This is a genomic window from Streptomyces lanatus, from assembly GCF_014655715.1.
Lineage (GTDB): Bacteria > Actinomycetota > Actinomycetes > Streptomycetales > Streptomycetaceae > Streptomyces > Streptomyces lanatus.
This window is the reverse complement of record NZ_BNBM01000002.1, coordinates 524,299-542,090: the sequence shown is the minus strand read 5'-3', so window position 1 is coordinate 542,090 and position 17,792 is coordinate 524,299. Positions and strand designations below refer to the sequence as shown.

Annotated in this window: 14 protein-coding genes and 2 tRNA genes; 12 read left to right on the top strand and 4 right to left on the bottom strand. The window is 68.8% G+C overall.

The features are described 5' to 3' along the window. The first annotated feature begins 268 nt into the window (after positions 1-268). Positions 269-1,078 (top strand): Fpg/Nei family DNA glycosylase, encoded by an 810-nt coding sequence (locus tag IE325_RS07570; protein ID WP_190068931.1) that lies wholly within the window; start codon positions 269-271, stop codon positions 1,076-1,078. Positions 1,079-1,100: 22 nt separating this feature from the next. Here IE325_RS07570 and IE325_RS07565 read toward each other — a convergent pair whose 3' ends face one another. Continuing rightward, the gene (locus IE325_RS07565) at positions 1,101-2,357 is read right to left on the bottom strand and encodes a GNAT family N-acetyltransferase (RefSeq protein ID WP_190068930.1); all 1,257 of its coding nucleotides are present in this window, start codon (positions 2,355-2,357) and stop codon (positions 1,101-1,103) included. A 162-nt stretch (positions 2,358-2,519) separates the two neighbouring features. On the opposite strand from IE325_RS07565, the gene IE325_RS07560 reads away from it, so the two are divergent. Both IE325_RS07560 and IE325_RS07555 read left to right on the top strand, forming a co-directional pair. Beyond that, positions 2,520-3,698 (top strand): PP2C family protein-serine/threonine phosphatase, encoded by a 1,179-nt coding sequence (locus IE325_RS07560; RefSeq protein ID WP_190068929.1) that lies wholly within the window; start codon positions 2,520-2,522, stop codon positions 3,696-3,698. 113 nt (positions 3,699-3,811) lie between these two features. Beyond that, positions 3,812-4,282, top strand: a complete 471-nt coding sequence (locus IE325_RS07555; protein ID WP_190068928.1) for an HD domain-containing protein — start codon at positions 3,812-3,814, stop codon at positions 4,280-4,282. A gap of 57 nt (positions 4,283-4,339) precedes the next feature. On the opposite strand, the gene IE325_RS07550 is transcribed toward IE325_RS07555, so the two are convergent. Continuing rightward, the gene (locus IE325_RS07550) at positions 4,340-5,548 is read right to left on the bottom strand and encodes an acyltransferase family protein (protein ID WP_190068927.1); all 1,209 of its coding nucleotides are present in this window, start codon (positions 5,546-5,548) and stop codon (positions 4,340-4,342) included. A 507-nt stretch (positions 5,549-6,055) separates the two neighbouring features. Here IE325_RS07550 and IE325_RS07545 point away from each other — a divergent pair. Together IE325_RS07545 and IE325_RS07540 are read left to right on the top strand one after the other, a co-directional pair. Beyond that, entirely contained in the window at positions 6,056-6,250 is a 195-nt protein-coding gene (locus IE325_RS07545) for a hypothetical protein (RefSeq protein WP_030044846.1), read from the top strand. A 79-nt stretch (positions 6,251-6,329) separates the two neighbouring features. Continuing rightward, the gene (locus IE325_RS07540; protein ID WP_190068926.1) at positions 6,330-8,465 is read left to right on the top strand and encodes a protein kinase domain-containing protein; all 2,136 of its coding nucleotides are present in this window, start codon (positions 6,330-6,332) and stop codon (positions 8,463-8,465) included. A gap of 54 nt (positions 8,466-8,519) precedes the next feature. Here the strand turns inward: IE325_RS07540 and IE325_RS07535 are convergent. Then, positions 8,520-8,593: transfer RNA gene (locus IE325_RS07535), tRNA-Gly, on the bottom strand. Positions 8,594-8,725: 132 nt separating this feature from the next. Here IE325_RS07535 and IE325_RS07530 point away from each other — a divergent pair. From IE325_RS07530 to IE325_RS07505, 6 genes are all read left to right on the top strand, one after another. Then, positions 8,726-8,802: transfer RNA gene (locus IE325_RS07530), tRNA-Pro, on the top strand. Positions 8,803-8,978: 176 nt separating this feature from the next. After that, positions 8,979-10,373, top strand: coding sequence for a trigger factor (tig, locus tag IE325_RS07525; RefSeq protein ID WP_190068925.1), 1,395 nt, complete (start codon positions 8,979-8,981; stop codon positions 10,371-10,373). 255 nt (positions 10,374-10,628) lie between these two features. Then, positions 10,629-11,237 carry an ATP-dependent Clp protease proteolytic subunit gene (locus tag IE325_RS07520; RefSeq protein ID WP_187284805.1) on the top strand — a complete coding sequence of 203 codons (609 nt, stop codon included), beginning with the start codon at positions 10,629-10,631 and terminating at the stop codon, positions 11,235-11,237. A 50-nt stretch (positions 11,238-11,287) separates the two neighbouring features. Next, positions 11,288-11,968 carry an ATP-dependent Clp protease proteolytic subunit gene (locus IE325_RS07515; protein ID WP_308437638.1) on the top strand — a complete coding sequence of 227 codons (681 nt, stop codon included), beginning with the start codon at positions 11,288-11,290 and terminating at the stop codon, positions 11,966-11,968. A gap of 179 nt (positions 11,969-12,147) precedes the next feature. Next, positions 12,148-13,434 (top strand): ATP-dependent Clp protease ATP-binding subunit ClpX, encoded by a 1,287-nt coding sequence (gene clpX / locus IE325_RS07510; RefSeq protein ID WP_030052243.1) that lies wholly within the window; start codon positions 12,148-12,150, stop codon positions 13,432-13,434. A gap of 160 nt (positions 13,435-13,594) precedes the next feature. After that, positions 13,595-13,870: a hypothetical protein gene (locus IE325_RS07505; RefSeq protein WP_190068924.1), complete on the top strand. Its 276-nt coding sequence runs from the start codon at positions 13,595-13,597 to the stop codon at positions 13,868-13,870. A 155-nt stretch (positions 13,871-14,025) separates the two neighbouring features. Here the strand turns inward: IE325_RS07505 and IE325_RS07500 are convergent, their stop codons facing one another. Beyond that, a complete protein-coding gene (locus tag IE325_RS07500) occupies positions 14,026-15,015 on the bottom strand; it encodes a hypothetical protein (protein WP_190068923.1) in 990 nt (329 codons plus the stop codon). A 136-nt stretch (positions 15,016-15,151) separates the two neighbouring features. On the opposite strand from IE325_RS07500, the gene IE325_RS07495 reads away from it, so the two are divergent. Beyond that, on the top strand, positions 15,152-17,776 hold the full coding sequence (locus tag IE325_RS07495; protein WP_190068922.1) for a valine--tRNA ligase: 2,625 nt from the start codon (positions 15,152-15,154) through the stop codon (positions 17,774-17,776). Positions 17,777-17,792 lie beyond the last annotated feature (16 nt).

Here is a 17,792-nt window from a genome sequence, read left to right as displayed (position 1 = left end):
CAGCCCGTCCGGCGTTTGAGGACGGGACCCTACCGTCCCGAGCCCCCACCCACCCGTAGGGTCAGCGCCGGTCGGTGTTTTCAGCCCGTCCGGCGTTTGAGGACAAGGCCCGTTCAGGGCCGGCAGCGGGGGTCTGGGGGCGGCAGCCCCCAGAAGCACGTCCGGGGTCGAAGGGGCAGAGCCCCTGGAGGACGGGACGGGTAGGGGCGGCGGGGGCGAGAAAAAGCCACCCCCACCCCACCCGCCCACACAAAAACAAGGAGCCACCGTGCCCGAGGGCCACACCATCCACCGTCTGGCCCAGGACTACGCCGCCGCCTTCCTCGGCACAACCCCCCAGGTGACCAGCCCCCAGGGCAAGTTCTCAGACGCCGCGGAACTCCTCACCGGCGCAGAACTCACCCACACCGAAGCCCACGGCAAACACCTCTTCCTCGGCTTCCGCAACACCGACTGGATCCACATCCACCTGGGCCTCTTCGGCAAGGTCAACTTCGGCCCCACCCCCGCACCCCCACCCACGGACACAGTCCGCCTCCGCCTCACCAACAGCACCGCCCACGTGGACCTCCGCGGCCCCACCACCTGCGCCCTCATCACCCACCCCGAGAAGCAGGCGATACACGACCGCCTCGGCCCGGACCCCCTCCGCGCCGACGCCGACCCGAACCAGGCATACCGACGGATCTCCCGAAGCCGTACGACGATCGCCGCCCTGCTCATGGACCAGAAGGTCATCGCAGGCGTCGGCAACGTCTACCGAGCCGAGGTCCTCTTCCGCCACCACATCGACCCCTACCGCGCGGGCAAGGACATCACCCCCACCCAGTGGGACACGATCTGGTCGGACCTGGTGGCGCTGATGCACGAGGGCGTCCGCAACAACCGCATCGACACGGTCCGCCCCGAACACACCCCGGAGGCGATGGGCCGCCCACCGCGCGTCGACGACCACGGCGGCGAGGTCTACGTCTACCGAAGGGCCACCCAGCCCTGCCACCTCTGCGGCACCGAGATCCGCACCGCCGACCTGGCAGCCCGCAACCTCTTCTGGTGCCCCAACTGCCAGCAGCCGTAGGAAAGTCCGAGCCGACCCCGCCTCAGAACCCGTGGGGCAGCCAAGGCGCCACCGCCGACCCGAACCCCACGGCCGCCTGCGCCAACGCCCCCCGCCGCAGCTCCCGCACCCGCCCGGCCGCGCCGAGCGCCGCAAGGCTCACCCCACCGAGATAGGCCGCCCCCAACTCCCGTACGGACAGGGAGAGATCGGCGGCATCCGTCGTACGCTCGCACGACGCGCCCTTCCCGTCCCCGCTCAGCCGCCAACGCCCGCTGTTCCAGGGGCAGAAGGCGTCCTCCACCTCGAACACCACGTCCACCGGCGCATGATAGGTCCGAGCCTCAAGAGCGGCCCCCACCTCCACCAGCCGCACATGCAGGGCGTCCCGCACCCGCACCGCACACCGCCGCAGATCGGACACCTGGTACTGCCACGCCTCGTCCACCGGCCGTGCGTACGCCTTCACCGTGCACGTCAGGTCGATGCCGAACAGGAACCGCCACAACGCGGCCTGAGCCACCGGATCGACAGCCTGTACGTCCCGCACCCGCACGACACCCTTGGCCCCACTGGCGTCCCACTCCGGCTTGACGTGAAAGCGCGCGTATCCCACGACCTCGCCGTCCAGCTCGGCCAGCACGCACTGCAACGGCGACGAGCCCTCCCGCTCGCTCTCCGGGTCGAGCAGCCCGAGCCGCTCCCAGCCGGGCAGCCGGGCCAGCATCCCCGGCCGCCCGGTCACCGTGCGGGCGTACAGCGCCTCGCACACGTCGAGGACGTCGGCCGGTGCGGCGTACCGCAGACGTACGTCATCGGTGCCGGCCGGCACCGAAAGCCGCACACGTGTCGTATCGATCTCGGCGCTCACCTGGAGGCTGCCGACGTCGTACCCGAACCGGCCGTAGATCTCGGGCTCGGAGGCGGTGAGGACGGCCAGCGGCCACCCCCACTCCCGCACATCGTCCAGCTGCCGTCGCATCATCGACGTCAGCACACCGCGCCGGCGATGCGTGGCGGCGACACTGACCATGGTCACACCGGCGGCGGGGACGGCCGCCCCGCCCGGCACCGTGAGCCGGAAGCTGAACACCCCCGCCGTGCCCACGCAGGTGTCGCCGTCCCAGGCGCCGAGGGACCGGTCGAGTTCGGTGAGCGTGTCCCACAACTCCCGTTCCTCGGCGGTCTCGGGGACTCCGCCGAAGGCGCGGATGAGAGTGTCGTACCACACGTTCCACTCGTCCTGACGCAGCACCCGGAGTTCCGGGCGGCCGGTGTCACGCGCGCTGTCATTCGCCATGAACCATGCCTACCAGGGCATTGCGGGACGAGCGAGGGAATTTCTCGGTGGTGGCGGCGAGACCGCTTTCCGTGAAGTTCACTGTGAAGTTGAACCTCGGACGGGGGACAAGTGGGACCTCCCGTGCCAAGCAGCTGGTCCGATGGATAGGGTCCCGAACTAATGGCAGCAGGACGAGAGCGGCGCACGGCGGCCGAGACGTTCATGGCCCGGTTGAAGATGCAGTGGCACCGGGTCCGCACCGGCCTGCGCAGAAGCGCCGTGGACTACTTCCGCGGCGACGGCTCGGACTGGGTCGCGCTGGCCGGCCTGCTGCTGACGGTGCCGCTGATCTGCTCCCTGACGATGGCCAACCCGGTGTGGTTCTCACCGGCCGCACTCGTCCTGCCGATCGTCGCGGGCGGTCTGCTGCTGCGCCCCGCGAGCCTGCTGGGCCTGTACGCGGCGGCGGCGACGGCCCTGATCGTGGAGTCGGTCCAGCTCGGCCCGTACACGGAGGGCCCGTCCCGCGTGACCCCCGGCGTGGTCCTGGTCGTGGCGGCATGCGGTTTCTTCGGCCTGCTCATCGCGCAGTTCCGCAGCCGCGTCGGCGTGCCCTGGCGGCGCGGCGGCACCATGCTCTTCGACCTCCGCGAACGCATCCGCGTACAGAGCAAGCTGCCGCAGCTGCCGCACGGCTGGCATCGAGAGATGGCGCTGCGCCCGGCGGGCGGCCAGTCCTTCTCCGGCGACTTCGTGGTGGCGGCGCGAACGAACGGCGGCCGCACGCTGGAGGTAGTGCTGACGGACGTGTCGGGCAAGGGCATGGACGCGGCGTCGAGGGCGTTGTTGTTGTCCGGCGCCTTCGGCGGCCTCCTGGGCAGCCTGCCCCCGCACGCCTTCCTCCCGGCGGCCAACGGCTACCTCCTCCGCCAGGACTGGGACGAGGGCTTCGCAACCTCGATCCACCTGGTCCTGGACCTGGACTCGGGCGACTACGAGCTCTACTCCGCGGGCCACCCGCCGGGTCTGCAACTGAGCGCGGGCAGCGGCCGTTGGGAGGAGAAGGCCGCCGAGGGCCCCCTCCTCGGCGTCTACGACGGTGCCCAGTTCGACCCGGTGAAGGGCTCCCTCCGCCCCGGCGACGTCCTCATGCTCTTCACGGACGGCCTCGTCGAAACCTCGGACCGAGACATCGTCGAGGGCATGGACCGCCTCACCGGCGAGGCCGACCGCTACGTGGCCGGCGGCTTCCACGGCGCGGCCTGGCACCTCATCGAGGCAGTGGCAAAAGACGTCAACGACGACAGGGCACTGCTGCTGATCTGCCGAGAGGGCCCGACGACAACACCGGCCCGCTGACCTGCCTTGATCAGCCCGTCCGGCGTTTGAGTTTCGACGCCGGTCAGGCTCCTTCAGCCAGTCCGGCGTTTGAGGACAAGGCCCGTTCAGGGCCGGGGCGAGACACTGGAGCCGTGACCGAGACACCCCGCCCCCGCCCCCACCTCACCCTCCCCGCCGTAGAGGCCATCGCCCGCACCGCGCACGCGAACCAGACCGACAAGGCCGGCCGCCCCTACACCGAGCACCTGGCAGCCGTAGCGGAGGGCGTACGCGCCCGCGGCGGCGACGAGGACCAGATCGCCGCGGCCTGGCTGCACGACGCGGTCGAGGACGACGCGCTGTCCGAACAGTGGCTGGAGGACGCCGCACTGAGCCACCGTACGAAGACCGTCGTACACGCCCTCACCAAGCGCCCAGGAGAACCCCCCGAGGCCTACGCCGCACGCATCCTCGCCACCCCGGGCGCCCTCCTCGTGAAGGAGGCGGACCTGGCGCACAACGCGGATCCGACCCGACTCGCGGCCCTGGACGAGGCGACCCGGAAACGACTGACCGAGAAGTACGCACGGATGCGCGCACTCCTCGGTCTGTCAGGAGACTGACTCTCCTCGATATGAAGCGGAGAGCGACTCTCCTCGTTGTGAAGGAACAGCGCAGGCTCAGGCGTTGACCTTCTCGCGCGCCCCCGCACCCTCACGCTTCTCCCGCTCCCGCGCCACCTGCGCGGCATCCCGCTTGAACGCCCACTCCATCCTGGGCTCCATCGCGAACCGGAAGATCCGCTGCACCGGCGGCGTGCACAGCAGCGTGACACCGACGGCCGCGACGACCGTGACGAAGATCTCGCCGAGCGGCCGCTGCAGCCAGGCGTGGTCGAACCAGCCCTGGTAGTCCCCGGCCTTCACGACGAACCCGTGCAGCAGATAGCCGTACAGCGTGCCCGCCCCGAGCGCCGTGAACCACATGTGCCGACGCGGCACCCAGGCGAAGAAGCAGGCCGTCAGCAGCAGCGAGCAGCCGAACATCGCAAGGACCATGACCGGCCCGGTCCACCACGGCGCGTGCAGCTCCTGCGCGGCGTCCCGGTGGTAGAACCACGCGGTGTTCATCCGCGGCACCGCCCACCACCCGAAGGCCAGGGCCACCGCGCCCACCGGCACGGCCACGATCCGCATCGTGCGCGTACGCACCATGTGGAAGTGCTCGGCCTTCATGATCAGGCCCAGCACGAAGTACGGCAGGAACTGCAGCACCCGCTGGAGGTCGAGGTCGTCGCCGATCTCGGGGGTGACCGTCGCCGCCATGGCGAGGCCGAGCGCGATCGGCAGCGGCCAGCGGACCATCTTCCAGATCGGCGTGGTCATGCGCCAGATGAACAGGGCGCACAGGAACCAGGTCAGGTACCACGGGTCCAGGAGGCTGATGTCCTGGCCCGGGTCCTCGTCGATCCAGCGCTTGAAGAGCGGATACGCCGTCTCGAAGATGACGTACGGCACCGCGACACCGGTGATCAGGCGCTTCAGCCGGTTCGGGCTCGCGTCGAAACTGCGCGAGAAGAAGCCGGAGATGATGATGAACGCCGGCATGTGGAAGGTGTACACGACGGTGTACACGGCCTCCAGGATGCGGCTGTCGCCCTTGATCGGCTCCCAGGCATGGCCTATGGCGACGAGCACGATCGCCAGGTACTTGGCGTTGTCGAAGAACGCGTCGCGCTGCTTGGCACCGCTGGACGCGGCCCGGGCGTCGCCCTGGGCCTTCGTCTTCTCGCTCTGCGGTGAGCGCGGACTCGGCACTCCGTCCGCCGACTGCTGTGTCGGGGGGAGCGGCGTTCTGTTGTTGCCGTGCGGTCGCAGCGGGTCCGTCACAGGGACCTCGCTGCATATGCGGGGGACGAGGCAGCGTGGAACATCTGAGGCACCCTAGCGTTGCCTGTGGGATTTCGTAAAACCCCCGAGGTCGTTAGTGGTTATTGCGCATGACTTCGCGTGTACAGCGAACATGCACTTTGCAGACACCTGTTGGTCACCCTTCTTGTCCGGATTCATCCTGACTAAGTAGTGCATATGGCCAGGAGGTGACGTCGATGAAATGATCACCGCGCCGCGAATTCGAAATACCGGCGAACACGTTGTGTGTCGATGGAAACGATCCCGCCGAATTACGTGTACGACCGTCACGCCGAAATGCCGTACGACCCGAAGGCGAGAGGTCGTTGCGTGCAGGGCGCCCGCACAGATCCGGCACAGGTGTGGCGAACGAAACGTCACGTGTCGCATAGCGAGGGCCGGTTGGTGGCACGATGGTTCTGGCGGGGGTGCGCGGGGTCGCGTCCCCGGGCCGGGAGAGCGGACCGACCGAGGGTGTGATCTGTTGTGGCCATTTCGCTGTCAGTGGTGCTGCTGTTGGCGATCATCTTGGTGGTGCTGATCCGTGGCGGATCCCTGAAGGCCGGTCCTGCCGTCGTCGCCGTGCTGTTCGGCTTCTTCCTGGCCTCGACCGGCATGGCCGACGACATCCAGAGGTTCCTGAACTCGATAGCGGAGACCATCAACTCCATCCAGTTCTAGGGCCCGCGGGGCGACCCGGAAGCGTACGGATACCCTCGTTCGAGATCGTCGAACGGTACGGAACGGGGGAACGTACGGGATGGCGCTGCGCGAGTCGGACCCGGTGGAGATCGGCGGCTACCGGATCGAGGACCGCCTCGGTTCCGGTGGCATGGGCGTGGTCTACCTCGCCCGATCCGCCTCCGGACGCCGCCTCGCCCTGAAGGTCGTCCACGCGCAGTACGCCGACGACGACGAGTTCCGCACCCGCTTCCGCCGCGAGGTGGCCGCCGCCCGCCAGGTCAGCGGCGCCTTCACCGCGCCCGTCGTGGATGCGGACTCCGACGCCCCGCGCCCCTGGATGGCCACCCTCTACATCCCCGGCGAGGACCTCGGCACCCATGTCCGCCGCCACGGCCCCCTGCCCCTGCCGAAGCTGTACGAACTCGCCGCCGGCCTCACCGAGGCCATCCGCGACATCCACCGCGCCGGGATGGTCCACCGCGATCTGAAGCCGGCCAATGTGATGCTCGCCGAGGACGGCCCCCGCGTCATCGACTTCGGCATCTCCCGCGCCACCGAGCTCGCGGCCTCCGACGTCCTCACCCAGACCGGCCGTGTGATGGGCACCCCGCCCTTCATGTCGCCCGAGCAGTTCTCCTCCCCGCAGGACGTGGGCCCCGCCGCCGATGTCTTCTCCCTCGGCTCGGTCGTCGCCTACGCCGCCACCGGTCGCGGCCCCTTCGACAGCCCGAGCCCCTATGAGACGGCCCTGAGGGTCGTCGACGGCACCCCGGAACTCGACGGCACCCCGTCCGAGTTGCTCCCCTTCATCCACCTCTGCCTGGAAAAGCACCCCAAGTCCCGCCCGTCCCCGGACGAGTTGCTGCACCTCCTGCGTGACGGCGAGCTGCCCGACCCGCGCCCCGAGACGGAACCGATCCCGGCCAAAACCCCCGCGCCCCGCCGAAAACGCCTGGCGCTCGCCGCCACCCTGGGCACCCTCCTCCTGGCCGCCGCGACGACCCTCACCCTCGTGGCGGTCAACGTCAGCCCGACTCCGGTCGAACACGATCTGCCCCTCGGCTGGCAGGCCTGGCACAAGAAATCGCGGGACCCCAGCGTCGACGCGGAGCCGATGGCCGCCGACGGGGCGTTCGCCCGCTGCGCGGCCACCGGCAGGTCCCTGGTGTGCGCGGGCGACGACATCATGGCCACCCGCTTCGCCCTCGCCGACGGAGCCAACACCTGGGCCCGTCCGATCGACGAGACCGCCGACGACCTCGCCGGCGGCGACCAGGGCACGATCATCGCCGCCCGCGACGGCCGCGTGTACGTCCACGGCGCCGACGACGCGGACGTGGACGAGGACAGACCTCCGTCCCGCTACACCATCCAGGCGCTCGACGCCGAGACCGGCAAGGTGATCTGGAAGACGGTCTCCGGCGAGGGCGAGGTGGCGACGGAGCCGAGCAGGGAACAGGGTCTGGCCACCGCCGTACCCGAAGGCGTCATCGCCGTCTACGGCGCGAAGGGGCAGCAGTACGCCCTGCTGGACGCCGACGACGGCAAGGTCCGCTGGACGCGCCCGCTGCCCGCGCCGGACACCCGGATATGCCTGCTGCGCAGCGCCGCCCGCAACGCGTACCTCGTATGCCAGGACTGGCCGGAGAGCGGGGCCGGCGGCACGGGCGTCGCCCAGCTCGACCCGGCCACCGGCCGCGCCCGCTGGACCGTGCGGGTCAAGGGGAGCCAGGACATCGTCGGCCAGGCCGACGGGCGCCTGGTGCTGCTCGCCACCAAGGGTTCCCATCGCATGCTGACCCTGATCAACGCCGACTCGCACATCGTGACGACCGTCCGGCTGTCCCACGCCCAGCCGGCGGCCGGCACCCCCACCCTCCTGAACGGCACGCTCTACTTCACCTTCCGCAGCGGCAGCGTCCGCGCGATCGCCCCGGACACCGGCCGCCGCCTCTGGGAGAGCAACTCCACGGTGGAATCACCGGGCCCCCCGACCGCCTCCGCCACCCGCCTCTACCTGGCGTCCCCCAGCGGCCGCCTGGCTGTCCTGAACCGGCGCACGGGCACCCTCGAAGCCACCCTCCAGGGCCGCGACGACGGCGGCACCGCCGACTCCACCGGCCCCGGCGCCCCCCTGACCCTCGTCGGCGACGCCCTCTACGTCCCCTACGGCATCCGCTCCGTCTACACGGTGGACGCCCGCGGCCTCTGAGAACGACTCAGGGCCAGGCCGAGGAAACATCCTCCGACCTGGCCCTGAGCCATATGGAGCGGGCGACGGGAATCGAACCCGCGTAGCTAGTTTGGAAGACTAGGGCTCTACCATTGAGCTACGCCCGCACAGCGACGCGCCGCAGGTCAGGTGACCGCGGCACACAAAGCATCGTAGCGGGTCGGCCCCCCTCGTCGCACACCCCGTAAATGCGGCGGCCCCACTGCCTGCGGGCATGTACCCTACGTGTCGCACCAGCACGGGGTGTGGCGCAGCTTGGTAGCGCGTCCGCTTTGGGAGCGGAAGGCCGTGGGTTCAAATCCCGCCACCCCGACCACGACCGGTGAAGGCCGGGACCGGTGAAGACCGGCCACACACGCGACGACCTCGGGTGATCGCGTCCCGTGATCGCCTTTGGGGGCGTGTCGCCGCTGCCGTTACTATGCAAGCTGCATGCCCGTGTGTCTCTCAGCCGGGCACGATCCCTAAAGTCAGCCCCAAGGAGACCGAACCGTGAAGAGCGCCGTGGAGACCCTGAACCCGACTCGGGTTCGGCTCAGCATCGAGGTGCCCTTCGAGGAGCTCAAGGACAGCCTCGACGCGGCGTACAAGAAGATCAACCAGCAGGTCACGGTGAAGGGCTTCCGCAAGGGCAAGATCCCGGCCCGCGTCATCGACCAGCGGTTCGGCCGCGGTGCGGTCCTGGAGGAGGCGGTCAACGACGCGCTTCCGAAGTTCTACACCGAGGCGGTCAACGAGGCCGAGCTCAACGTCCTGGGCCAGCCCGAGGTCGACATCACCGAGCTGAAGGACGGCGAGACGCTGAACTTCACCGCCGAGGTCGACATCCGCCCCGCCATCGAGATCCCGGACTACTCCGGCATCGAGGTCGAGGTCGACGCCGTCGAGGTCAGCGAGGAGGACGTCGACAAGGCCGTCTCCGACCTGCGTGAGCGCTTCGCGTCCACCTCCCCGGTCGAGCGTGCCGCCGAGGACGGCGACGTCGTCACCATCGACCTGGAGGCCAAGGTCGACGGCGAGGTCCTGGAGGACGGCGTCGCTTCCGGCGTCTCCTACACCATCGGCTCCGGCGAGCTGCTCGACGGCATCGACGACGCCGTGAAGGGCCTGGAGACCGGCGCCGAGGCCACCTTCACCTCCGAGCTGAAGGGCGGCTCCGCGGCCGGCAAGGAGGCCGAGGTCACCGTCAAGGTCACCCAGGTCGCCGCCCGCGAACTGCCCGAGCTGGACGACGAGTTCGCGCAGCTCGCCTCCGAGTTCGACACCCTGGAGGAGCTGAAGGCGGACAGCCGCAAGCGCCTCGAGAACATGAAGCAGTACGACCAGGCCACGCAGGCCCAGGAGCGCGTCCTGGAGAAGCTGCTGGAGCTCGTCGAGGTGCCCGTCCCCGAGAAGCTGCTCGAGGACGAGATCAACACCCGTAAGCACAACCTCGAGCACCACCAGCTCGGCCAGATGGGTCTCGACCTCGAGAAGTACCTCGAGATCCAGGGCAAGACGGTCGAGGAGTTCGACGCCGAGACCAAGGAAGCCGCGGTCAAGGGCATCAAGACGCAGTTCGTCCTCGACGAGCTCGTCAAGCAGGAGAAGCTGAACGTCAACCAGGAGGAGCTCACCGAGCACCTCATGCGTCGCGCCGCCTCCTCCGGCATGTCCCCCGACCAGTTCGCCCAGGCCGTCGTCGAGGGCGGCCAGGTTCCGCTCCTGGTCGGCGAGGTCGCCCGCGGCAAGGCGCTGGCCGTCGTGGTCGAGAAGGCCGTCGTCAAGGACACCAACGGCGAGGTCATCGACCTCGACGACGAGGACGAGGTCGAGCAGGCCACCGAGACGGTCGAGGCCGCCGAGGGCACCGCTGACGACGCCGCCGAGGAGAAGTCCGAGGGCTGAGCCCACGGCGCCGCGTAGCTCGCAGGAAGGGCCCCGGGGAGGTCGAATCCCCGGGGCCCTTCTTTCGTGGGCCCGCGCACCTGCGGCCCCGTGGCGCTACGCCCCCGGCGAACACCCGCGGAACCGGGATTGCAGCACAGGGCCACCGCGTTAGGGTCCATGAGTATGAGGGCAGGGGAGCCCCCGTTGCCCGCAGAAGACGTAAGACGGCCCGGCGCCGTCGTAAGACGAGCAGGTGGATACGTGACGAATCTGATGCCCTCCGCCGCCGGCGAGCCCTCCATCGGCGGTGGCCTCGGCGACCAGGTCTACAACCGGCTGCTCAACGAGCGGATCATCTTCCTCGGCCAGCCGGTCGACGACGACATCGCGAACAAGATCACCGCACAGTTGCTGCTCCTTGCCGCGGCCGACCCCGACAAGGACATCAACCTCTACATCAACAGCCCGGGCGGCTCGATCACGGCCGGCATGGCGATCTACGACACCATGCAGTTCATCAAGAACGACGTGATGACGATCGCCATGGGCCTCGCCGCCTCGATGGGCCAGTTCCTGCTCAGCGCGGGCACCCCCGGCAAGCGCTTCGCGCTGCCGAACGCCGAGATCCTGATCCACCAGCCCTCCGCCGGCCTCGCCGGCTCGGCCTCGGACATCAAGATCCACGCCGAGCGCCTGCTGCACACCAAGAAGCGCATGGCCGAGCTCACGGCCCAGCACACCGGCCAGACCGTCGAGCAGGTCACCCGTGACTCGGACCGCGACCGCTGGTTCGACCCCGAGGAGGCCAAGGCGTACGGCCTCATCGACGACGTCATCACCACGGCTGCCGGTATCCCGGGCGGCGGCGGTACCGGGGCCTGAAGCCCCCGGACAGCCCTCAGCCGACCGCCACAGCCCCTAGGAGACAGACAGTGAACGACTTCCCCGGCAGCGGCCTGTACGACCGCACGCGCGCCGAGTACGCGGGCCCCGTCGCCGAGTCCCGGTATGTGATCCCCCGCTTCGTCGAGCGCACCTCGCAGGGCATCCGCGAGTACGACCCGTACGCGAAGCTCTTCGAGGAGCGCGTGATCTTCCTCGGCGTGCAGATCGACGACGCCTCCGCCAACGACGTCATGGCGCAGCTGCTGTGCCTGGAGTCGATGGACCCCGACCGGGACATCTCGGTCTACATCAACAGCCCCGGCGGCTCCTTCACCGCGCTGACCGCGATCTACGACACGATGCAGTTCGTGAAGCCGGACATCCAAACGGTCTGCATGGGCCAGGCCGCCTCCGCCGCCGCCGTCCTGCTGGCCGCCGGTTCGCCCGGCAAGCGCATGGCGCTGCCCAACGCGCGCGTGCTGATCCACCAGCCGTACAGCGAGACCGGCCGCGGTCAGGTCTCCGACCTGGAGATCGCCGCCAACGAAATCCTCCGGATGCGCTCGCAGCTGGAGGAGATGCTGGCCAAGCACTCCACCACGCCGATCGAGAAGATCCGCGAGGACATCGAGCGCGACAAGATCCTCACGGCCGAGGACGCGCTGTCGTACGGCCTGATCGACCAGATCATCTCCACGCGGAAGATGAACAACGCCGACGTTCGCTGACGCGGACCGGTATTGTCTGCTGCCCCTTGGCACGGTTTGGGACGGTGCACGTCAAAGTGAACCGCGCCAAGGGGGGCCCGAACGGGGGGCCAGGCAAGGTACCGTCGACATAAGGCAGCACCAGGAGCCGCTGGATTCGAAAACGTCCAGGCGTCTCCCAGGCGAAGGGGAAGCACACCGTGGCACGCATCGGTGACGGCGGCGATCTGCTCAAGTGCTCGTTCTGCGGCAAGAGCCAGAAGCAGGTCAAGAAGCTCATCGCAGGCCCTGGTGTGTACATCTGCGACGAGTGCATCGATCTCTGCAACGAGATCATCGAGGAAGAGCTCGCGGAGACCAGTGAGGTCCGCTGGGAGGAACTGCCCAAGCCGCGCGAGATCTACGAGTTCCTCGAGGGCTATGTGGTCGGCCAGGAAGCCGCCAAGAAGGCGCTCTCCGTCGCCGTCTACAACCACTACAAGCGCGTCCAGGCCGGCGAGAACGGCGGCGCCCAAGGCCGCGACGACGCCATCGAGTTGGCGAAGTCCAACATCCTGCTGCTGGGCCCCACGGGCTCCGGCAAGACGCTGCTCGCGCAGACCCTGGCCCGCATGCTGAACGTCCCGTTCGCGATCGCCGACGCCACCGCGCTGACGGAGGCGGGCTATGTCGGCGAGGACGTCGAGAACATCCTGCTGAAGCTGATCCAGGCGGCCGACTACGACGTCAAGAAGGCCGAGACCGGGATCATCTACATCGACGAGATCGACAAGGTCGCGCGGAAGAGTGAAAATCCGTCGATCACGCGAGACGTCAGCGGCGAGGGCGTCCAGCAGGCCCTGCTCAAGATCCTCGAAGGCACCACGGCCTCGGTCCCGCCGCAGGGCGGGCGCAAGCACCCCCACCAGGAGTTCATCCAGATCGACACGACGAACGTCCTGTTCATCGTGGGCGGCGCTTTCGCCGGTCTGGAGAAGATCATCGAGTCCCGGGCCGGCGCCAAGGGCATCGGCTTCGGCGCGACGATCCGCTCCAAGCGCGAGCTGGAGGCCAAGGACCAGTTCGAGGACGTCATGCCCGAGGACCTGGTCAAGTTCGGCATGATCCCCGAGTTCATCGGCCGCCTCCCGGTCATCACCAGCGTGCACAACCTGGACCGGGAAGCCCTGCTCCAGATCCTCGTCGAGCCCCGCAACGCACTCGTCAAGCAGTACCAGCGCCTCTTCGAACTCGACGGCGTGGAGCTGGACTTCGAGCGCGAGGCCCTGGAAGCCATCGCCGACCAGGCCATCCTCCGCCAGACCGGCGCCCGCGGCCTGCGCGCCATCATGGAGGAAGTACTCCAGGGCGTGATGTACGAGATCCCGTCCCGCAAGGACGTGGCCCGCGTGGTCATCACGGCGGACGTCGTCCACTCGAACGTGAACCCGACGCTGATCCCGCGGGACGCACGCGGGCGCGGACCGGGCGAGCAGAAGACGGCGTAGCCGCTGTACCGGTGCATGTGAGGGTGCCCAGCCGACTCATCGGCTGGGCACCCTCATTGCCTGTCGCAAAGATCAAGACAATCTCAGTCGAACGCTTGTGCCTTTCATGTTTGTCCTGTTTGGATCTTCGTGACCGAAGTCAAAACGGGAGGGCAAGAACATGGCGTCATTGAAGAGGAAGCGTGTGCTGGCGACGCTGGCACTGACTGTTGCCGCGGGGGCTGTTCCGCTGGTGACAGCGGCCCCGGCGCATGCCACTGCCAGGCAGTGCGAGAACTACCTTGCTGGTAAGGACTACATCGTGGGGCCCAAGGTCAAGGCTGCGTGCCAACTCGGCACCGTCGCCCTGGGGCAAGCCGGTTGTGTGGCGCATCTGATGGACGTCAGGGTCCGTCAGGTCTATGCCCAGAACGCATGCGCCCTGGCCATGAATTGATTTGCTGAGCGCCTGAGTCGGCCTCTGTCCCCGGCGCTGTCGCATCGAGAGGCGGGCCGGACCAAGTGAGGGCACCCGTTCCTGGAGGACGGGTGCCCTTCGTGTGGAGCTGACCTTGCCGCCGACTTCCTGGCGGCGGTGGCCAGCCACGGGCGTCAGGCCTTGACGCGGACTTCTGAGCGCACCTTCGTGGTGATGTTGACCGCCACGTCCTTGGAAACCTCCGCCGCGGCATCGGTCGGTGACACCAGAGCGATGGTGCTGTAGTCGGCCCAGGCGCAGAACCAGTTGGTCTGCTCCTTCTTGGTGATCAGGCTCTGTCCCTTGACCGCCTGGCACTTCATGACCGCACCGTCGAGGTCGGCCGCCTCGGGCTCGCCGACCAGTTCGGTCTTGTCGGCGCCGCTGCTGCTGTCGGAGGAGGAGTTGTCCTCGGCGGACTTCTTGAAGTCGGCGAAGAACGCGTCCAGAGCCTTCTCCGGGTCGGCGATCTCGCCGTAGACGCCCGCGTAGTAGATGCCCTTGGCCGTCGCCAGTTCGGACAAGTCGGCGCTGTTCGGGTCGCTGGGGTCGACCTTCGACGGGTCCGCTGTCGAGTAGCCGGCGACCACGTCCTTGCCGTTCTTGACGCCGCTCTTCACCAGGTCCTCCGCGTTGTCGCCGGACGACTGGCCGTCTTCGGTCACCCGCGAGTACTCGCTGAGCAGCTTCTGTGGCGTCGCCAGCTTGTGCGCCCCGTCGTCGTCGAGGTTGCCCGCGCCACCGCCCCCGCCGATCACGAAGTACGCCCCGACGCCGATCGCGACCACGACGGCCACGGCACCGATGATCAGGCCGGTCTTCTTGCCGCCGCCACCGGGCGCCGGCGGCTGCGGTGCCCCGTAGGGAGCCTGGCCGTAGGGCGGCTGCTGGCCGTAGCCCGGCTGCTGCTGGCCGTACGGCTGCTGGGGCGGGACGCCCTGCGGGGCCTGCTGCGGGTAGCCGTACCCCGGCTGGGGCTGGGCCGGCGGCTGCTGAGGGTAGCCGTAGCCGGGCTGGGGCGCCTGCGGCTGCTGGCCGTAGGGACCGGGCTGCTGAGGCTGCCCGCCGTACGGACCGGGCTGCTGGGGCTGCCCGCCGTACGGGCCCGGCTGGTTGTAGCTCATTTCTGGGTTCCCCTCCAGATGCTTATGTGTTCCTGACATCCTGGCGCAGACGCAGGCAACGCATGGCATCGGGGTGCCCACCGTTACAGAACAAACGCGTTTCGGGACACGCCCGGGACACCCCTAAACTGAGCGCGTGACCGAGAACGCTCAGCAGCAGCCACCAGCGCCCGACACCGAACTGCCGACCCAGTACGCGCCGGCCGATGTAGAGGGGCCGCTGTACGAGCGCTGGGTGGAGCGCGGTTACTTCGAGGCGGACGAGAAGAGCGACAAGCCGCCGTTCACCGTCGTCATCCCGCCGCCGAACGTCACGGGCAGCCTGCACCTGGGACACGCCTTCGAGCACACCCTCATCGACGCCCTGACGCGCCGTAAGCGCATGCAGGGCTTCGAGACGCTGTGGCAGCCCGGCATGGACCACGCCGGCATCGCCACACAGAACGTCGTCGAGCGCGAGCTCGGCAAGGAGGGCAAGTCCCGCCACGACCTCGGCCGCGAGGCGTTCGTCGAGCGCGTCTGGCAGTGGAAGGGCGAGTCCGGCGGGCAGATCTCCGGGCAGATGCGCCGCCTCGGTGACGGTGTCGCCTGGTCGCGTGAGCGCTTCACGATGGACGAGGGGCTCTCCCAGGCCGTTCAGACCATCTTCAAGCGGCTCTACGACGACGAGCTGATCTACCGCGCCGAGCGCATCATCAACTGGTGCCCGCGGTGTCTCACCGCCATCTCGGACATCGAGGTCGAGTACCAGGACGACGACGGCGAGCTCGTCTCCATCCGGTACGGCGAGGGCGACGACTCCATCGTCGTCGCGACGACGCGTGCCGAGACGATGCTCGGCGACACCGCCGTCGCCGTCCACCCCGAGGACGAGCGCTACCGCCACCTCGTCGGCCGTGAGATCGAGCTGCCGCTGACCGGCCGCCGTATCCCGGTCGTCGCCGACGAGCATGTCGACCCCGAGTTCGGCTCCGGCGCCGTCAAGGTCACCCCGGCCCACGACCCGAACGACTTCGAGATCGGCCAGCGGCACGACCTGCCGGCCATCGCGATCATGGACGAGCACGCGGTCATCACCGCCCACGGCCCCTTCCAGGGCCTGGACCGCCTGGAGGCCCGCTCGGCGATCGTCGCCGCGCTGCGCGCCGAGGGCCGGATCGTCGCGGAGAAGCGGCCGTACGTCCACAGCGTCGGCCACTGCTCGCGCTGCAAGACCACGATCGAGCCCCGTCTGTCGATGCAGTGGTGGGTCAAGGTCGGCCCGCTCGCCAAGGCCGCCGGTGACGCGGTCCGCGACGGCAAGGTCAAGATCCATCCGCAGGAGATGGAGAAGCGGTACTTCGACTGGGTCGACAACCTCCACGACTGGTGCATCTCGCGGCAGTTGTGGTGGGGCCACCGGATTCCGGTCTGGTACGGGCCGGAAGGTGAAGTCGTCTGCGTCGGGCCCGACGAGGAGGCGCCGAGCGGCGAGGGCTGGCGTCAGGACACCGACGTCCTCGACACCTGGTTCTCCTCCGGCCTCTGGCCCTTCTCCACGCTCGGCTGGCCCGAACAGACCGAGTCGCTCGCGAAGTTCTACCCGAACTCCGTCCTGGTCACCGGCTACGACATCCTCTTCTTCTGGGTCGCCCGGATGATGATGTTCGGCCTGTACGCGATGGACGGCACCCCGCCGTTCCACACCATCGCCCTGCACGGCATGGTCCGCGACCAGTTCGGCAAGAAGATGTCGAAGTCCTTCGGGAATGCCGTCAATCCCCTTGACTGGATGGACAAGTACGGCTCCGACGCCCTCCGCTTCACCCTCGCGCGCGGCGCCAACCCCGGTGTCGACGTCCCGATCGGCGAGGACTGGGTCCAGGGCTCCCGCAACTTCGCCAACAAGATCTGGAACGCGACCCGCTTCGCGCTGATGAACGGCGCGACGGTGGAGGGCCCGCTGCCGGACGCGTCGGCGATGTCGTCGACGGACCGCTGGATCCTCTCCCGCCTCAACTCCGTCGTCGCCGAAGTCGACGCGTTCTACGAGGACTTCCAGTTCGCCAAGCTGTCCGACGCCCTCTTCCACTTCGCGTGGGACGAGGTCTTCGACTGGTACGTCGAGCTGTCCAAGACGACGTTCCAGGCGGGCGGCGAGGCGGCCGAGGTCTCCAAGCGCGTCCTCGGTGAGGTCCTCGACGTCACCCTCAAGCTGCTGCACCCGGTGGTCCCGTTCGTCACCGAGACCCTGTGGACCACCCTCACGGGCGGCGAGTCGATCGTCATCGCCGAGTGGCCGGCCGACAGCGGCTTCCGCGACAAGGGCGCCGAGCAGGAGATCGAGTCCCTCCAGTCGGTCATCACCGAGGTCCGCCGCTTCCGCGCCGACCAGGGCCTCCAGCCGGGCCAGCGCGTCCCGGCCCGCCTGACCCTGGACGGCACGGCCCTGGCGCCCCACGAGGCCGCCATCCGCCAGCTGCTGCGCCTCCAGCCGGAGGGCGAGGGCTTCTCGGCGACGGCGACCCTGCCGGTCGCGGGCGCCACGGTCGCGCTGGACCTGTCCGGCACGATCGACGTGGCGGCGGAGCGCAAGCGCCTCGCGAAGGACCTGGCGGCGGCCGAGAAGGAGAAGGCGCAGGCCAACGCCAAGCTCGGCAACGAAGCCTTCCTGGCCAAGGCGCCGGACAACGTCGTGGAGAAGATCCGTGGCCGCCTGGCGAAGGCGGAGGAGGACATCGCGCGGATCGCCGCGCAGCTGGAGCGCTTGCCGGAAGCGTGAGTCGTTCTACGCGACT